Below are 16,172 nucleotides of genomic sequence, written 5' to 3' on the forward strand. Positions count from 1 at the left end.
TAAAATGCTCTTAGACTACTTCTATCGTATATGCATGCAATTTGGCCAGTTGTGGGTGAGACGCTATTTGCTGAAAAGTTCCAGAAGAAGAGGACGCAATCTCTATTGTTTATTGTTGCTGGAATCGCTGCATCGGCTATTTTATTTCAAAGTGTTGGTAGGGCCATTCCTGATAACAGTTTGATTGTAGTGATTATTCGGCACGGAGAGAAAGCATCAAGTAACCACAACCTGTCCTGTAAGGGGCTGAATCGCGCCCTGCAGCTCCCGGCCCTGCTTGACAAGAGATTTCCAAAAATTAACCATGCTTTTGTTCCTGCCTTGGGGCGCGATAAATCTACAAGTCACGCAAGAATGTTTCAGACAATCACCCCCTTTGCGATCAAGAATAAATTGCTAATCAATAGTAAGTTTGGCGAGAAAAATCATGATGGTATTGCCAAACACATACTGACAAAAGACGGCACTGTCCTACTGGTTTGGAATCACAGTCAGATTCAAAATATCGCTCGAGACCTTGGGGTGAAAAATCCACCAAAATGGAGTGGTAAAGATTTCGATAGTATTTGGGCTATCTCTTTCAAACACGGCAAAGCTTCATTGGATATCAGCAAACAAGGGATAACTCCGTCGCCCGACTGCAACTATTAGTTTTTGCCTAACAATCTCCTCACTCACTGACTCAATGCTGAGGCTTATTGACCATGGCACGACCAACAGCAGTGGAGAACTCCGACCGCGTCGAGCCCCTCCAGGCAACCTTCCTTGCTGGTATTCCCCATACGGAATGTCTTGCTTTTGTCAGAACGGAGTGGCGGATTAGCAGGGATTGTGGGTATGAACTGCTAAGGCGTGCCTGGACTCAAATCAAAGCTGATGTTGATGAGCCCGGAATTGATAGACAGGAGCTATTGACATGGTCCATTCAATCCTGGAGCGGTCGTGACCTGCGTGCGTCAGTGGGTTGGATGACTGGCTTTGGCGTCAGCTCAACGGTTGGAGATCGCACTAGGTGCTGACGTTACTGGGCTTACGTCATTAGCCGCACCTGCTGTTTCGTCATGTTGTCTGCATGCCGATGTAGAACCACCCACAGGTCGATCGCCAGCAGGACGTCGGTTCGAGGGCAACTGGGTAGCTGACAATCGACTGACTGATCAGGCAATCCCGAAGACATGAAGGTGTACGCCCTATTCCTGCTGGCTCTCGCCGGCAGCTGTCACGTCAACGCTGAACCTTCTCCGGGGCCTTCCCCAGAGTCGATTCCTGATTTGGAAGCCCGTCAACAGGCCCTGAAACTTCTCTGCCCTATCGCACAGGAAGCTGGAGGCGGCTGGGGAGACGACAACATCAACAGAGGCATCGCCTCTATTCAGTACGGCGAAGAGTGGCCACCAAACCGGGCTCAGGTCTCGGCTTACAAGCTCTGTTTGTATGAGGGCTACTTGAATTGACCGACTGCATAACCCCAGTGGTTGGTTGAGGAATGATTCCTGACGTGATCTCCTGTTTCACCATCGTGTCGGCATGTCAAACAAGGACCGTCCACTGGTTGGTTGTCATGTACAGAAGAACGGTGTCTGCTGGTTGATGAACGATCACGGAGGGGAGGTCTGCAGCTTCAGCAACGCCAATCCAACGGCGTACCCGACGTGGGTTGTTGTGGAGACCAGGCCCGATACACGGCAGTGGTCAGCCGGTGGTCACGCGCATTTTGCACCATTACGCCATCGAAGCCTGGGAAACCATGCAGAAGTCAGGCGGGTGGAAGCGTTGCCCGCCTAAGTGGTGATGGATCAATCATTCCTGACTGAGCCACTGAGGCAAACGCCGATGTCCCTGTCCACGGTTATTCATTCGGGATCAATATCAGGAACTTGGCAAGCAAGTTGCATAGTGTCAATCTCGCCCAACTGCACTGATGTGGCAGCAACAGCCTGACTTCTACTTGTATTGGAAGGATGCCGCTAAAGACAGCCGAAGCGATGTGGCTGACCAGTACAAATCAGGGCATAATTCAGAAGATTCATGGAAAGACGTGGAAAACACAACAATTGAACGATTTCAAGCAACAAGGATTAAGCCCAATGAATTCAAACTCCTATTGTTGGCTTTATTACCAGTTGTTGTCTATATACTAGGTCAAATACTATTTGATATTATTGGAGTCTCATTTGCTGGTTATGCAATGCAATTGCTTTCTAGCAGTGCCAATATCGATTTTGCTGAGTCATCTATTGCTGCTGCTCAGTTATGGGGATCGGCTTCATTGATTTACTTGGTTGTGTCCATTGGTTTAATCGGCTATGTTTTTCGCTTTCTTGGTAAGAATGTTAAAGGCAAAGCCTTGTATCCTTTTTGGGGAATTGCGTCTTTTCTGATTGTAATAGGCGTTTCTCACTTGTTATGGGTAGACGAATCACGACGCCCACTCAGCATGATTTTCTATCTGACTTTTGAAAGCCTCAAGGCAAGCAGCCTAATGCAATCAAATAGCTTGGATAGCATAGATAAGCTTCTTGATGTGATCAATGTACTGAGCGTCGTTATCCCCTCGCTGTTTTGTGCATTTATGCCATCAGTGTTTATCACCCCCCGTGGAGGATGGACGGACGACATGTTGGTTAGTAGAATTAAATCAGGAAGGAAGTTTTGCGCATGTTCGTCTGTCTTTTTAGTGGTCGGAATATTGCATATGTTCGCGTGGATGAGGTTGTCATTCCTAGTTCTAGGTAGGCCGGAGTTAAGTCAACTGGCATCCGGGATTGTATTTTATTGGGCCTTTGTGTTTAGCACCATGATTGCAACTCTATATGCATGTATCATGTTAACCCTTGATGGACATCGTGAATCACTGGAGGCCTCTAGGAAATCCTCCTCTGCTGCCGGCCCACACTTATTGAGTGAGTTGGGAATCGCATTTGACGGAAAGGCACTGGTCAAGCAAGTGGTGATCGTATTTGCGCCAGTGATTTCTGCATTAGCTGTAACTACAACTGAAGTCCTACTTGAGAGTGGAATTTAAATCAATTGATTGACGTTGAATCCTTTTCTAGTGCTTTTAGGGTGAGCAATAAGCCGTTGAGCTAAAACAGCCAAAATGACAGAGCAATGAGAACAAGAGCCCGGTGAAGCGTATTGGCACCCGCTTCATTGACCGAAAAGGGCCTGCGATAACTGAACCCTCTCCGCTAGATGGCGAAAGCGCCTCGGGTTTGTTGTGCCCTGTGCCTGCCCGTTAACAAAGGCATGTCCCAGAACATTCAATGGAACAAAGACAAGCTCCGACACATTCAAATGATCCTTTGCTTGAAACAGATAAGGCCATCATAAGAAACACAACTGTTCCGGAAACTAAAACAACTTACCAAAGTTAAGCATCAGGATTCATTGATTCCAGTTCTCACCTTTTTTGGGTCTTCCGTTGCGTACTCGTTAGTCCAGTTTACGATCTTCATTGATGGATCTCAGGCATGCCTACGGAACTAGCTCACCAGTTGAGATCTACCCTCATGCCCTTACGATCATGAATGGTCACCTCACCGACTAATCCCGGATCTCGTTCAGATCAAACCAAAGCAATAGATGTCAGAAGATTCATTCAACCGTTTGGAGCGGGGTTTTTATTGCAGCCTGGGAATGCTTCAAGCCGTTGCCACCTGCTGATGTCCCTCGACACTCAGTTGACACTGGCTCTGCTTTAAGAGCTGTTGATGGCGCTAAGGGCTAGTGACGATGATGGCTTGGCAGCTGGGAGTGAGCTTTTAGTCCTTTTGTGAGTTAGGGCAGAAAAGTTGAAGCTGCCTATCGCTTCACAACTATTAAGACGATATCTGCTTAGCAGCAACTGTTAGGAGAGTAGTCTCATTAATCAGTTGGATGTAAATAATTCGACTCCTGGGTGATGGTGAAGTGGAGAATTGCGATCATGGTCTATAGCGAAAGCCCCGTCATCGTTAACCACGACTCTTGGGCTTGAAAGATTTCCGACTATTGAATCAAATTCAATCCCTGCATCATGCAATTTCTGAATTGTAAGGTCCAGCTGAAGTGAAGGAATATTATTATTCGAGCTTTTTCGAGCTGTAGTGAAAACGATGCTGTGACCTTCTGCTTTGATCTTTTTCAAGTAATTTAGAGCACCTTCATTGAATTCCATTGTTGAGTGCTTGAAAATTACACCATCAAGATCAAGTAGAAAAGTTGCCATTTGGCCAGCGTTATTGCATATAAGTTTCGCATGTTTTCCTCGTGATGTCACGCTTCAGTCCGCAGCACCGTGGTCACGATCAATCAACCATCAGCAAAGCTGAAACCGGCTACTGCAGTTGGCATCACCAGCACACGCTATGCATCGTTGTCTCATCTAAATTCGAGTGGTCTTCACTGCAGACCGATCCACCAGAAGACCTAGTGGTTCTGTTTACTGCGTAAGCCACTCAGACTTGACCTGAAACGTCAAAACCCCCACGTCGTCTCCCTCATCTCCCTCTGTGATGGCGACACAAGCCAAACAACCATCTTCAAAAGCTTTCTTCGACTTACTAGCGAACTTCGCAGCATCGTCATGGGACCAACAAGCCAGTCCTCTCTCGTCTCTTTCTTTTACGTAGGACTCCCACACCTCAGCGAACTCCTCACCGTCAGGAGCGTTGATGAGCTCAGTGACTGCTTGCCCCGCTCCTACCTCCTTGTTTCTCGCCATAAACGCCCTCATCAAAGGATGGTCGATGACATATGAAGTGGTGATCACTCCCGTCACTCCACGAATAGTCGTAGCAATCACTCTCTTGGGGTCTTGACGAGTGTCGATAACCATCACTGGACAACCCAAGTCCCAGCCATCTCTCATCTTCAGCTCTCTCGCTGACAGAGCCAGCTGACCTTTCAGCTCATTGATGAGGTTGCTGACGAGAGTGGTCGGGTCTGTCATCTGACGAGGCTACCGACGCAAGGCGCAAAGACGCCCTGCAACTTCAACTCGAAGTGCTTCCAACTGTTGGCGAAGATCTTTCCACTGAGCAGAGACGATGGAAATCACTCCTGAAGTAATGATTTTGAATCGTGTGCGAGCTTTTGACTCTCAGCGGTTCTGGATCGATAAAGGCCCAACAGATATTCCGACATTCGAATGGTTATGACTTCTCCAGTGTGTGCCGTAAACCGGATGCAGACCCCACCTTCAGATTCCAGAACATATTGGGCAGTTGTGTTCTCTGGGTCGATGGATGCATCTAGCTCTTGCTTGGAGATGTATTCCACCTGAATATTGTAATGGATGCAGTACACTGCGAGATCTTCAATTTCGTCCAAGCCATTCAATGCAGACCTCGTGACGCAGATCCCTCAAAGGGTTCCAGGTTAATAATCAGAATGCGCAGTCAGTTGGCATAACTGCGATATCTCGGATACAGATGTGTTGTGGCTGCTGCCAGCAGAAGAGGACAATTTTTGCAAGTTCTGCAGGAGCAATGAAAGTCGGATTGCCAAGCATTTCGCAGTATTCCTCAAAGCTGATCCCCATCTTTTGATGAATCGCTGTTCGGATCAGTCCAGGTGCAACGTTGATAACTCGGACGTTTTGCTCAGCCTCTGACATATTCAGGCTCTCGCCCAGTGAGCGCACAGCGTGTTTGCAAGCGTGATACACAGGTGCTCCTGGCGCAGGCTTTCGATCACCAATGGAACTGATATTGATAATTGTTCCGCATTTGCGTTCTCGCATGCCTTGCAAAACATGGTGAATGCCATTGGTCACCCCTTTGATCATGGTGTCGACTTCCTCATTGACCTGCTCGAGGCTGAGAGTGTCCAGTCCGCCGATGTGGATCATCCCTGCGTTGTTAATCAGACAGCCTGTGGGCCCGTACTGACTCTCTGCTGATTTGATGGCATCCCCCAGCGCCTGGCCATCGGAGACATCGAGCTGCCGGTAAAGCACTGGCTTATTGGCCAATGTGGGGTCCACCTCCTGGTTCCTTGAAATCAACAAACAGGGGTGACCAGCCGACGAAAAAGCATGTGCCAAAGCCTTGCCGATCCCTGCGCCAGCTCCTGTAATCACAACCAATTGTGCTGTCATGGCCTCGACCGACTGATTACTTGTTCACAGCTTGGCAAGAGCACCTTTGACTGGGGGACTCCTTAGATCTTTCGAGCCAAATCAGGCCGTGGACTCCAGGCAATAAACAGCGCAACATTTGCCTTCTCAATGCCAGGGCGAACACCGCCGAGCTTCACACTTCGCTCCTTTGCACGTTGCAGGCCGGCCTTGGTGCGCTGACTGATGAATTCACGCTCCTGCTCAGCCAGTGCCGCATAGATGTGGAGCTGGAACTTATCGGCATTGGGCATGCAGGCAACCTTGAACTCAAGGACCTTCACCTCGAGCTGACCTGCAATGAAGGAGATGCGCCGATTCAGGGCAACAACGCTTTGATGTCAGAAGCGATCGGCATGTGCGTTCGACTCAGAAAAACTTCAAACCAATAAAAAAGCCCCCTGAAGAAAGGGGGCAAAAAATAGAAAACCGTTTGAGAAGTGAGGATCAGAAGCGGAAGGTTGTCTTCACAAGTCCACCAAAGTTGTTGAATATGCCATCGGGGTCGAGTTCATTCAATGCTGTGGTTTCGAAGCCTAATGGTCGACTCAAGTAAAAGATGGCGGGAGTGACTGAAATGTTGTCAGTCACCTGGAACATGTACCACCATTCCCAGGCATAGTTGCCATCAGCAACGAAATCGCTTCCGCCATTGATGTTGGAATTATTGTCCCAGCTGGTGACGAAGGTGGGCTGACCAACCGCCATGCCAAGGGTGTTGCCCTTCATGAAGGCATCAGCCCACTGAAGACCCACGTACCAGGATTGGGAGATCGCTCCATTAAATGAACCAATCCCTGAAGAGCCAGGTATGGGAAAATTAGCATTTGTAATTTCAATGGAATTGTAACCCCAGCCTGTGCTGATGCTGGGGAACCAACCTGCATTTTCAGGAGTCCACCATGCACTCAAACCAAAGGAGTTGGTTGTACCCAGGCCGCTGAAGAATACGGCTGAGGGAGTTCCGTTTCCGGCATAAATGCCAGCTCCGTTATTACCCGATGCATAGTTGTAAGCAGCAGCTAAACCCCAATTTTCAGGAGCATAGGCAATCTGAACTGTGCCGCTAGAAGCTGCACAATCTGTGGCGATACCACCGCAGTCATCTGAATTTCTGAGTAAGGCGTTCGTGTTAGCAACACCAGGAGTGCTGTTACCACCGTTGCCACTCACGTAGTTGGCACTGATGCTGAAGTCGTTGGACTCCCAGCTCAAACCAGCACCAGCACCAAGCTGAAGGTTGTAGGTCTGAGGTGCACCGGCATAGGTGAAGAAGTCGAGAACAGTGTCAGAGGGATATGCGCTAGGCCATACGGCCAGCATGTCGTCCTGACGGACACGACCACCAATCGTTGCAGTGAAGTTGCTACCGATTGGGAATTGATACCAAAGGCGGTTCACCACAACGTTGTTAGGTGCACCTTCTTCAAAAGCTGTCTCCAGAGTGGACAGACCCGAAAAGGAACTGTTACCACCAAAAGCAGAGGTGTTGAAGTTGCCGGCACGCAGCATGGTGCGCAACAGATCCTTGCCAGTGAAACTGGTGTCAAGGAAGAGGCGCATGTCGTAATTGAACGTGGTTGCACCAGATTGCGCAGCCGCAAGATCAGCATTTTGATTACCAGGGAATTCGCCCGATGCAGAGGAACCCCCGTAGCTATTGGCACCGATCACGAAGGTCGCTTGACCTTTCAGTTTGGTGGTGGTGGAGAACTGAGTGGCTTCCAGTTCGCCAACGCGGGCTTCCAAGCCGTCAACACGGCCCTTGAGGATGGCGAGTTCTTTTTCGAACTCTTTCATCAAGCGCTTGAGCTCGTCGGTCACTTCGGTAACGCGGTCGAGACAGGCGTTCAACAGAGCAGCCGCTTCAAAGCGGGTCATCGCCCTGTTACCGCGGTAGGTGCCGTTGGGGTAACCGGCCACACAGCCGTAGCGCTCGATCAGGTTGCTCAGAGCCTGATAAGCCCAGTCGGTTGGGTAAACGTCGGAAAACTGAGTGATGCTGGTGACTTGCTCGCGGCTGCTCAATGCAGAGGTGGCGGCATAGTCAGAGACACCGTTGATATTGAGCTCAGTGGCGTTTGCAGCCACAGGCGCCAACAGGCCCAAGGCAGCTGGAGCCACCAGCAGTTGACGGAAAAGTTTCATTTCGGCCTCACACCAAAGATTGCGCAAAATGCGTCAGCACTCGAAAGCGCAGTTGGACCATCACGTCTTTGAAGCGTGAATGCAATCGATAGAGGCCAGTTTCGGTTTTGCTGGCAGACCTTTTCCCAAAGTGAGGACTCAGTTGGGCGATGAGAAGCGTTGCCAACGGTTTTCCAGGATGACCGTTTGTGAGTTGCACACGCAGCAACAACGCAAACCCGTCAGAACCTGACTCGGTTCACTAATGAAACAGACCCAAATACGAGCAATGGCAATCACGGACGGCTTAAGGCGTCACCTCTTGCTGAAGGTTTTCAGCGCCTACGAAATCTTGAATGTCTTCCTCTACGAGAAAGACGTTTAAGGCCAAGTGGCTCAAAACCTATTTGAGCTGTAATGAACGCATTGGGAAGGCAATGGAATTATTAAAAGCACCATTGCAGCAAGTAGCTTCCTTGCTGAGGAGGACTAATGATTCGCACCACTCTCACCGCAGCACTGGCTCTTGGCCCCATAGGCGTTCCAGCCATGGCATCAGAAAACTCTGGGGTTTGTAGTCAAGATCCAGTGGTCATGGTGGTTGATGGGGTAACCAATGATCGCGAGCAGATGGCAATTTACGGACAAGCACTAAAGGAATCTGGACTCCACCAACACGCTGGCTCTTATTACTTAAATGACCCACGACCTCTACGTATTCTTGAAGGAAACCGAGACCAAAACCATGTGACGTTGTTGATTAATTTCCCTTCAGAGTGTGCAGCAATTGACTTCTGGAGCTCTCCCATTTATCGGCAGAAAATCAAGCCCCTCAGGAACAATGCAGGCGATTACACCATTGAGCTTTACCGGCTACTTAGTCGTGCCAGCCATGGCTGATAGCACCAAGGCTTACTTCACCCTGGCTTGGCATGAAGAGACTGTCAAAAGACTGGACATAGCTGTGCCAGTGATCGAAGGTCCATGCACCATCAATCAATAGTCGGCAATTTTTTCGTTGACGACTTCAACTACTATAAGTTTGTCTTCCAGCAGCTGAACAGGGAAAGGCCGATCAGCAGGATAACAAAACAGGGAGTATTTCCTTTACACAGGGTATTAACCCTAAATGTGTTCTGGCAGAAGTTTGCCCATGATCATGGGGGATAATGAGATGGTGTGGAGAATCTTGGCTTATTGCTCATGACAACTTATTTTGTGAAATAATCTGGACATTTTAGCGAAGGGTTCGCTTCATCTACTCTTTCTTTTATACTATTGATTGTATTTATCAGGTTAGACAGGATATTGCGGTTTGAGGTCAAGGATTCTCGCCATAGTCTATGAGAGCTGAAATCGCAATCTTCCATAAGTTCGTCAAGATTTTTGGCTAACCTTTCGGTTGCCTCATAAGCAACGATTAAGTCAATTGAGATTTTCTGTTTGGTTGATTTGGGTAATGGAGTAGAGGACGTAGCAGTGCTTGGTGAGTAGAATTTTTCGTAGTCTTTTACACCACTTCGTCGTAGTGGGCGATGTAGTCTTCTTGATCCTTTCATTAAACTAGCCATTTAGTTTGTAAACTTTAACGGGGCATCTCTGGTTTCTGCGAGCTGCTTTCACGACAAGTCGACCCATCCTTTCAAGTCAGTGGGGCTCAACCCAATTAGCAAACTTGCCAAGCTGCGCTGATCTGGCAGCGGCAACCCGATTACGCCCGATCCACCAACGCAGCATGCATAATTCGTTTTGGTGAGTAACTACCGCTTGTCAACACGTCTGAACAACCCGGTAGGCAGCAGCGGAGCTCAGCTGCGGCGTCGTCGAAGCCTGGGAGATCACGTAGAAGACAGGCGGATGGGAGCGCTGTCAATGGCAACAGTCAACCGCAAGTAGACCCATCAATGAGCTTAGATCCACAATTATGATTCCATGGAAACAATCGGTTGACAAGTAAAACGGGCGTAAATTCTAATAGAATAGATTCGGTTTTTCCTCATCCATCCCTATCCAAAAAGATGTGAAATTACTCATCCTGATCCTTGTATCAATATACGGTCTTCCTTCTAGAGGCTTTGGCGGAAATTTTATGGAGGACACTAGAACAGATAAAGAAGCATTCAATACAGCAACAAGCTATCCTGTGTTTCACGCTAAATGCATGGAGAAAGAAATGGTCATGTGGGGGGAAGTTGCAGAGCTGATGGTTGATCTATCAACGTCTCATTGCTACTGCAAATATACTGAATTGCAAAATAGAGAAAGCTATAGCTTGGAAAGTCAAGATATTGCTGCATCAAGTTGCTATCGCCAAGCAACAATGGACAAAAAGGCCGAATTCATTTGGTGGGCTCTGCCTTTGCACAGACAGAAAATGAAAGAATAAAGATTGGATTATACCTTTTGCGCGAGTGCAATATTTTCATTCAGAAGATTGCCTTAACTCCATTTATAGAAGTCCCTTGCAGGCCTTTTCAAAGAGCAGCTCAAGAGGGTTTATCGGCATGCTTCGAGCATGGTGAGTTTGGTTGATCAGTTCCGCACACCTTTAATCAATCAGCTTGATAAGCAACCATGTGTTGTGGCTCTGACTGGTGATGAACCTTGGGGAAGGCTGGATGTTAGTTCTAAATAGTGCTGAAGACAACAAAGACCAATGCCCCGCCACGAGCGGGGTTTTTATTTTGCAGCGGGGATGCTTGATGCAGTTTGCATTAACGAATGGCCCTAGCACTCCTGCAAGAGCTATTGATGGCTCTCAGAGCTAATGAAGCGGATGTCAACAAGTCTTGTCTTTCACTAAGCCTTTCCCGGGAAATGATCGGTCATTGTGGCCAGATACTCTGACTACAACCTTGCAGGCTTTCCACTTGATACCTCCCAAAAACTTTCTAATCGCTTTTTGGTTTTCGTTTGAATACGATAAAGGATTGTCAAAGCTGACATGAAGCTTTGTTGGGTTTTCAACAAAACCAATAAATTTGCTGTTGAGTTGTAATGCCGATCTCAACAAGGAAAAGCAATTGTTAGACTTGCAAAGTAGTGGATATTCTACATAGCTGGGATAGCTTTTGCTAAGTCGAGGTTTGCCCCAATTTGAGTACCCTATGTGATAAGGCTTTTTGATTTTATTGTTGAAATTTCTTACGCCTATCGTCATGGCCTCATTGTGTTTTTTGCACTCTGGGCCTATTTCTGCTTTTGAATTTGATGGCAGTGCAAATCCCGTTAGCGTCATATGTGCAGGCACAGGGCTTGGTGCTCCCCAGTATTGATTTTGTACTATATGAGCTATTTTGCTTGGCGGTTTCCAGTTGACAGGAACTAAGTACATTGCGATGACCAGTTCTGTTCTGGGCTTGCATTTTCTGACTGGATTCTCTGCAAAAGCGGCAGGACCACTTAATAGAGACAAAAGAGTTGTTGAACAGCAACAAAAGAAAACTAATTTTGCTTTTTCAAAGACATGGATTTAACTAAATTGTAGATTTTATATAACATGACCAGGTCAATACCTTCTATTAATTTTTAAAAAGACCGTTTGAACCGCTCAGCCTTCGCAAAAAAGCTTGACCTTTCATCCCTTGATTACGTCTGTAGTCACCGTCGAGGAAACGGTGGTGAAGGCGCACTCCCCATCCGGGCCAAAGTCACCACTTTGGCGGGCACCGTTTCCGCCCGCCTGACTAGTCACCAACCGTGTTCAGGTGCGCTCTTGACTCCTGGCAAAAGAATGGTCCTTTCACGGCGAACGATGGCCGGTGTGACCCCAAGCTCCGTGGCGATTCTGGTGATCAGTCCCCGTGGCCAAACATCGGGATGCTGTTCGGCGGCCTCATAGATGGCCTCATCTAAATCAATTTTGACGAGGTGTGCAAGGCGGCTTTGTTCTGAAGTGAGATCGGGTTGAAGAACTGTTTTAGTCATGAGTACCACCAAGTGGAATCTCTTCGGTCTATGACCGCTAGATGGTTCTCGAAAGCCGTAACCGCCGCCCTGGAAGGTTCGGTTTCAGGAACTTGGCAAGCAAGGTTTCGAGTGAGTCGTTGTCCAGCCAATTGGCAAACTTGCCAAACTGCTCTGATCTGGCAGTGGTGGCCTGATGACTCCCGTACATCGAGAAGCTCAACGCTGAAGGCTGGCTGGTCAACAGGCAAGAAGGGATGCTTGTCCAGATCAAGCCAGAAGCAGAAACCCAACTGCTCAGTTCAATGTGGTGAGTGACTACCGCTTGTCAGCACGCATTGGGCAACCAGAACAATGCAGCGGACGATCAGGCGCCTAGGCATTGAGATGTGGAGCAACCTGCAGAAGATCCGTTGAGCCGCGGCTATTCCTAATCAACATCCAGCAAACGTCTACGTTGAGAACCACTTAGCAGCAATCCAACTGATAGCTGCAATCACAAAAGCAGACCCACGGCAAGACTTAAGCGACTTGGCGCTTCTCCAATGGCGTGGTATCCCAGCCGATGGGGTGAATCGGAATCACCTCACCACGTTTGGGGGCAAGCTCGGCAATCTCCTCACAAGCCTTGGTGTAGGCATGCCAACCGATCATGCGGCGAGGATCAGATTTGCCCGCCGCAGAAACCGCTTGATCCACGGTGACGCCAGCATTCTCTGCTTTTTCAAAAGCAGAGAGCAGGGGGATTTGCGCACGCAGAACTGAAATCCCTGCGGCATCAAGCGCCTGACGAATCTCCCGCGCAGCCTTGGCCTTGCGCGAGTCCACCTTCACAAGCAAGACAGCAAAAGGAACATTGAATTGCTTGAGATGTTCGGCCATCTCCAAAGTCAATTCCAACGAGCGCGTCTGGGCAGCAGTGGGAAGAATAATTACATCAGCGCCATCCACTAGATTTTTAATTTCCTCTTGGCTGCTGCTGGCTTGGCCATCGGTGACCACCACCTCGGCATAACGCGTGGCCTTGGCCGCCGCCTCGATCGGGGCCACCTCAAAGTTCAATAACCCGCGGGCCCCATAGGCACTGGCCGAACGATTGCGGTCGGCATCAACCAACACCACTGATTGGTATTGAGTCGACCAAATCGCCGCCAAATGAACACTGGTGCAGGTTTTGGCGACACCACCTTTTTGACCGAAAACTGTTACGAACATCACATCGTGTCAATGGGCGCTTTATACCGCTGATTGCGCATCGGGCAAGCCTGAAACATCAGGCCTTCATGTTCTTCAACTCAACTCTTGCTTGTGAAAGTACCGCAGGCTGGGCTCTTGAAATGGGGCGAGCCATGGCATAAAAAAAGAAGGCGACTCAGCCTTCTTTGGGGGGTGTAAGGAGCCAAACTTGTGAGGAGTTGGCAGAGCACATCCTGAGAAGATTCCACAGATCAGTCAATCAACTGATACGAAGGGACTTGCTCAGCGGGTTTTCTGAGGCATTATTGAGTTGTGAGGAGGGCTTCTTCACGGAGTGGAAACTAGGAAACACGCCCAACGAGAAGCCGAGAAACCCTGCCTTTGGCGGGGTTTTCTTTTGCCTAATCGCATCCATCAAAGCTGAAACTCATGACTGCATAGTCAGCTGATGCTCCTAGCTGCCATTGCCTCTGTCTTCATCGCCTCCTGCTACGACGGTGATACTTGCCTTACAAGTAGAGGAGAAAAGATCAGGCTTGCCTGCATTGACACTCCAGAACTGAGAGGCAAACGTGCTGATCCAGTCCCTGCAAAAGCAGCCAGGGACTATCTACGGAACTTGGTGGTTGGGCGCAATGTCGTCATCCGGCGCATCAGCACTGGCCGGTATGGCCGCACGGTGGCTGAGCTATTCGTGAATGGCTCAAACGTGCAACAGCAACTGGTGGCTGCTGCCCATGCAGAGATTGATTGGAAGTACGCCCACCAATGTCCTTGGGCGCGATAAGGATTAATTGCTCATTCACCCCCGAAAGGGAGACACAAAACTCGGCAATCATTACCCAAATGGGGGAAAGTTCAAATTAAATAAGTCAGACGCCTTCGACTTCCATACGTTGTTGTTCGAAGTGGTCACGAAAAGCCACGGCTTCTTGTCGGGAGTTAACTGTTTTAGGTATTACTTTTTTACCCAGAGTTGCTGCTGATCTTCAATTTGTACGAGCCGTGACGAGAGATAAGCATAAGTGCATGGGATTATCCCGAGCAACGCCTGCTGGTGAAGACAGATGTCCAACATGAGTGAGCCGACTGAGCCCTCAACCACGCGTTAAGCGTCTCGTCAGTGTCATTCGATGGAGGCCTAGACGTGCAGCCATTTGCTTGAGAGTCAACGGCCCTTCACCATTGAGCTACTACTTGTGGGTACTGCACCTGTTGTTGGCTTGCCTTTCGTAGGTGCACAAGGACACCAAGAAAAAGGGCCTCCGTAAGGAGGCGTGAGCTCAGGAAGCCATGAGAGGGATGGAGTCGCTGATCAGCCCGCCCGGACAGAGAGCCCTTTACATCTCGTTACAATAGGGTGTAACATTTCGTCATCCGATTCGAGCATGATGACGTCTTCGACCTCAACCGACAGTTGGTTTCAGGAAGCCGCTGCTGCGCAAATCCGTTCTGAGCGCTTTCAAAAGACGGAGCTTCTGAATGGTCGTGCTGCGATGCTCGGCTTTGTCATCGGGGTTATGACAGAAGCCATTACGGGCCATGGAATCGTGAGCCAGATCACTTTCGGAATATTCGGTGCCAGCTGAGGACTGAAACATGTCAATCGACAGCCGTTGTAAGGAGCAGCTTCGCGTCTCTGATCAGATGTTTATGGATTTCAAGTACACGAGTCCTGGTTCAAAGGAGCAGGTTCGTGCACTGAATACCCTGAGCTTCTTAGTTGGTATGTGGGCTGATTTCCTCTTAAGAGAAGAAAAGCGGATGAATGCTGCTTTGTCCCTCAGCTCAAGCAGCTGAATCAAGAGGACACACTCTTTTCAGAGAGAGTTGTCCTCGTATCAATTTTAAATCGGTAAGCAAGGGCTTTCGTCTGTTATCACTATTAATCAACCCCGAACTGCAAGTTAGTGAGATACGGAGAGATGGCTTGGAGCTATCCCGATACCTCAAAAGCATTCACAATGAAACGCGTAGACCTTGCCTACTTGTACGTCTACGCGTTTATTTTTTCTCCTCTGACCTCTTGGAACTGGAAGATTCAGGTCGTTCAACGACTCCTCCAGTGTCTTCACTCAGTTGAGTATTCACAATCTGAACGCCTACGGCGAGCACTGCAAGGCAGCCAACTAGAAAGAGAGCCCACATGTTGATTCAGTGTGTATGAGAGTTGGTGAATAGTCAAGCATTGTTAGTCTTTCACCCACAAAGGGACAGATAGAACTTGTTACCTAGCTTTTAAGAGCTACTTCGCTAACACTAGCAATAGTCTAAAACCCTGTGAGTAAAATCACTTGAGTTCTTGATTTGTATCACAACAGCTCAAGAGTCAATCATTGATAGTTATTGGGAAGAGCCTAATCGCTCATTCAGTCTCACTCACACCTCAAAACAATGACTTCAAAACTCTTCAGTACAACTCTTCTTGTTGCCGCTTCCAGCCTAATTGCTTCGAGTGCAGTCGTGATCAATCAATCAAACGCCTTCGCTAAACGACCAGCTCACGATAGTTGTCAAGCTAAGTATGGTCAATATGGGGCAGGTCCTTGTGATCCAAACGAGAATTTTCAAATGAAAAGTCCTCACGTAAGTTGGTGCGAGATTTTTCAAAAATTTGCTCCAAGTGCAAACATAGATTGCTTTTAGTTGATTAGCCAGATTGAGCTGATTCCCTTCCGGTGGGCGGGTTTTCACTTCTCAATTGATCAGCAGAACAAGTTTCGAAATTTGCTTGAGCAGCTGATCCGATTCGGAGCTTGTGCTGGTGTCCTGTTTTATGGGTCATGGTACCCATTAGGGTGGAACTGACTGGCATACATTATTGGTGACAGCTAGCACTTCG

General features: G+C 48.5%; 23 protein-coding genes. 12 read left to right on the forward strand and 11 right to left on the reverse strand.

All coding sequences use genetic code 11. The features are described 5' to 3' along the window. The first annotated feature begins 51 nt into the window (after positions 1 to 51). The 5 genes from SIC18_RS07040 to SIC18_RS07060 all read left to right on the forward strand — a co-directional run bounded on the left by SIC18_RS07040 (position 52) and on the right by SIC18_RS07060 (position 3,025). Positions 52 to 651: a histidine phosphatase family protein gene (locus SIC18_RS07040; protein WP_413429142.1), complete on the forward strand. Its 600-nt coding sequence runs from the start codon at positions 52 to 54 to the stop codon at positions 649 to 651. Between the two features lie 53 nt (positions 652 to 704). Further along, on the forward strand, positions 705 to 1,019 hold the full coding sequence (locus SIC18_RS07045) for a hypothetical protein (RefSeq protein ID WP_413429143.1): 315 nt from the start codon (positions 705 to 707) through the stop codon (positions 1,017 to 1,019). A 156-nt stretch (positions 1,020 to 1,175) separates the two neighbouring features. Continuing rightward, entirely contained in the window at positions 1,176 to 1,454 is a 279-nt protein-coding gene (locus tag SIC18_RS07050) for a hypothetical protein (RefSeq protein ID WP_413429145.1), read from the forward strand. A gap of 73 nt (positions 1,455 to 1,527) precedes the next feature. Continuing rightward, the gene (locus tag SIC18_RS07055) at positions 1,528 to 1,785 is read left to right on the forward strand and encodes a hypothetical protein (RefSeq protein ID WP_413429146.1); all 258 of its coding nucleotides are present in this window, start codon (positions 1,528 to 1,530) and stop codon (positions 1,783 to 1,785) included. 136 nt (positions 1,786 to 1,921) lie between these two features. After that, positions 1,922 to 3,025: a hypothetical protein gene (locus tag SIC18_RS07060; RefSeq protein WP_413429147.1), complete on the forward strand. Its 1,104-nt coding sequence runs from the start codon at positions 1,922 to 1,924 to the stop codon at positions 3,023 to 3,025. A gap of 846 nt (positions 3,026 to 3,871) precedes the next feature. On the opposite strand, the gene SIC18_RS07065 is transcribed toward SIC18_RS07060, so the two are convergent. Continuing rightward, on the reverse strand, positions 3,872 to 4,261 hold the full coding sequence (locus SIC18_RS07065) for a hypothetical protein (protein ID WP_413429148.1): 390 nt from the start codon (positions 4,259 to 4,261) through the stop codon (positions 3,872 to 3,874). Here SIC18_RS07065 and SIC18_RS07070 point away from each other — a divergent pair. Then, positions 4,255 to 4,434 (forward strand): hypothetical protein, encoded by a 180-nt coding sequence (locus SIC18_RS07070; protein ID WP_413429149.1) that lies wholly within the window; start codon positions 4,255 to 4,257, stop codon positions 4,432 to 4,434. The genes SIC18_RS07065 and SIC18_RS07070 overlap by 7 nt on opposite strands. Here the strand turns inward: SIC18_RS07070 and SIC18_RS07075 are convergent. The 5 genes from SIC18_RS07075 to SIC18_RS07095 form a co-directional block, all read right to left on the reverse strand. After that, positions 4,424 to 4,933 (reverse strand): hypothetical protein, encoded by a 510-nt coding sequence (locus tag SIC18_RS07075; protein ID WP_413429151.1) that lies wholly within the window; start codon positions 4,931 to 4,933, stop codon positions 4,424 to 4,426. The two genes, SIC18_RS07070 and SIC18_RS07075, sit on opposite strands and share 11 nt — an antisense overlap. Before the next feature lie 435 nt (positions 4,934 to 5,368). Continuing rightward, positions 5,369 to 6,082 (reverse strand): SDR family oxidoreductase, encoded by a 714-nt coding sequence (locus tag SIC18_RS07080; protein WP_413429153.1) that lies wholly within the window; start codon positions 6,080 to 6,082, stop codon positions 5,369 to 5,371. Between the two features lie 62 nt (positions 6,083 to 6,144). After that, complete coding sequence (locus SIC18_RS07085; RefSeq protein ID WP_250395364.1) at positions 6,145 to 6,354, reverse strand: recombinase family protein; 210 nt, start codon at positions 6,352 to 6,354, stop codon at positions 6,145 to 6,147. A gap of 193 nt (positions 6,355 to 6,547) precedes the next feature. Continuing rightward, complete coding sequence (locus tag SIC18_RS07090; RefSeq protein WP_413429154.1) at positions 6,548 to 8,248, reverse strand: iron uptake porin; 1,701 nt, start codon at positions 8,246 to 8,248, stop codon at positions 6,548 to 6,550. A 7-nt stretch (positions 8,249 to 8,255) separates the two neighbouring features. Further along, positions 8,256 to 8,459, reverse strand: coding sequence for a hypothetical protein (locus SIC18_RS07095; RefSeq protein WP_413429155.1), 204 nt, complete (start codon positions 8,457 to 8,459; stop codon positions 8,256 to 8,258). 260 nt (positions 8,460 to 8,719) lie between these two features. Between SIC18_RS07095 and SIC18_RS07100 the strand changes: the two genes are divergently transcribed. After that, positions 8,720 to 9,127, forward strand: a complete 408-nt coding sequence (locus SIC18_RS07100) for a DUF1330 domain-containing protein (protein WP_413429157.1) — start codon at positions 8,720 to 8,722, stop codon at positions 9,125 to 9,127. A 1,120-nt stretch (positions 9,128 to 10,247) separates the two neighbouring features. Beyond that, on the forward strand, positions 10,248 to 10,613 hold the full coding sequence (locus tag SIC18_RS07105; protein WP_413429159.1) for a hypothetical protein: 366 nt from the start codon (positions 10,248 to 10,250) through the stop codon (positions 10,611 to 10,613). A gap of 393 nt (positions 10,614 to 11,006) precedes the next feature. On the opposite strand, the gene SIC18_RS07110 is transcribed toward SIC18_RS07105, so the two are convergent. Beyond that, on the reverse strand, positions 11,007 to 11,561 hold the full coding sequence (locus tag SIC18_RS07110; RefSeq protein WP_413429161.1) for a hypothetical protein: 555 nt from the start codon (positions 11,559 to 11,561) through the stop codon (positions 11,007 to 11,009). Positions 11,562 to 11,565: 4 nt separating this feature from the next. On the opposite strand from SIC18_RS07110, the gene SIC18_RS07115 reads away from it, so the two are divergent. Next, positions 11,566 to 11,703, forward strand: a complete 138-nt coding sequence (locus SIC18_RS07115) for a hypothetical protein (protein ID WP_413429162.1) — start codon at positions 11,566 to 11,568, stop codon at positions 11,701 to 11,703. Between the two features lie 214 nt (positions 11,704 to 11,917). On the opposite strand, the gene SIC18_RS07120 is transcribed toward SIC18_RS07115, so the two are convergent. The 3 genes from SIC18_RS07120 to SIC18_RS07130 all read right to left on the reverse strand — a co-directional run bounded on the left by SIC18_RS07120 (position 11,918) and on the right by SIC18_RS07130 (position 13,348). Next, positions 11,918 to 12,154, reverse strand: a complete 237-nt coding sequence (locus SIC18_RS07120; RefSeq protein ID WP_250395359.1) for a hypothetical protein — start codon at positions 12,152 to 12,154, stop codon at positions 11,918 to 11,920. A gap of 37 nt (positions 12,155 to 12,191) precedes the next feature. Further along, a complete protein-coding gene (locus SIC18_RS07125; RefSeq protein WP_413429163.1) occupies positions 12,192 to 12,377 on the reverse strand; it encodes a hypothetical protein in 186 nt (61 codons plus the stop codon). Positions 12,378 to 12,655: 278 nt separating this feature from the next. Then, complete coding sequence (locus tag SIC18_RS07130; protein ID WP_250395358.1) at positions 12,656 to 13,348, reverse strand: ParA family protein; 693 nt, start codon at positions 13,346 to 13,348, stop codon at positions 12,656 to 12,658. A 430-nt stretch (positions 13,349 to 13,778) separates the two neighbouring features. On the opposite strand from SIC18_RS07130, the gene SIC18_RS07135 reads away from it, so the two are divergent. Then, positions 13,779 to 14,117: a thermonuclease family protein gene (locus SIC18_RS07135; protein ID WP_048346133.1), complete on the forward strand. Its 339-nt coding sequence runs from the start codon at positions 13,779 to 13,781 to the stop codon at positions 14,115 to 14,117. A 310-nt stretch (positions 14,118 to 14,427) separates the two neighbouring features. Here SIC18_RS07135 and SIC18_RS07140 read toward each other — a convergent pair whose 3' ends face one another. After that, complete coding sequence (locus SIC18_RS07140) at positions 14,428 to 14,487, reverse strand: hypothetical protein (RefSeq protein ID WP_157028656.1); 60 nt, start codon at positions 14,485 to 14,487, stop codon at positions 14,428 to 14,430. A gap of 234 nt (positions 14,488 to 14,721) precedes the next feature. Here SIC18_RS07140 and SIC18_RS07145 point away from each other — a divergent pair, with 234 nt between their 5' ends. After that, complete coding sequence (locus tag SIC18_RS07145) at positions 14,722 to 14,919, forward strand: chlorophyll a/b-binding protein (RefSeq protein WP_413429165.1); 198 nt, start codon at positions 14,722 to 14,724, stop codon at positions 14,917 to 14,919. Between the two features lie 10 nt (positions 14,920 to 14,929). After that, entirely contained in the window at positions 14,930 to 15,130 is a 201-nt protein-coding gene (locus SIC18_RS07150; protein WP_048346135.1) for a hypothetical protein, read from the forward strand. Positions 15,131 to 16,172 lie beyond the last annotated feature (1,042 nt).

Source organism: Synechococcus sp. Cu2B8-bc1011 (assembly GCF_047302735.1).
Classification (GTDB): Bacteria; Cyanobacteriota; Cyanobacteriia; order PCC-6307; family Cyanobiaceae; genus Synechococcus_C.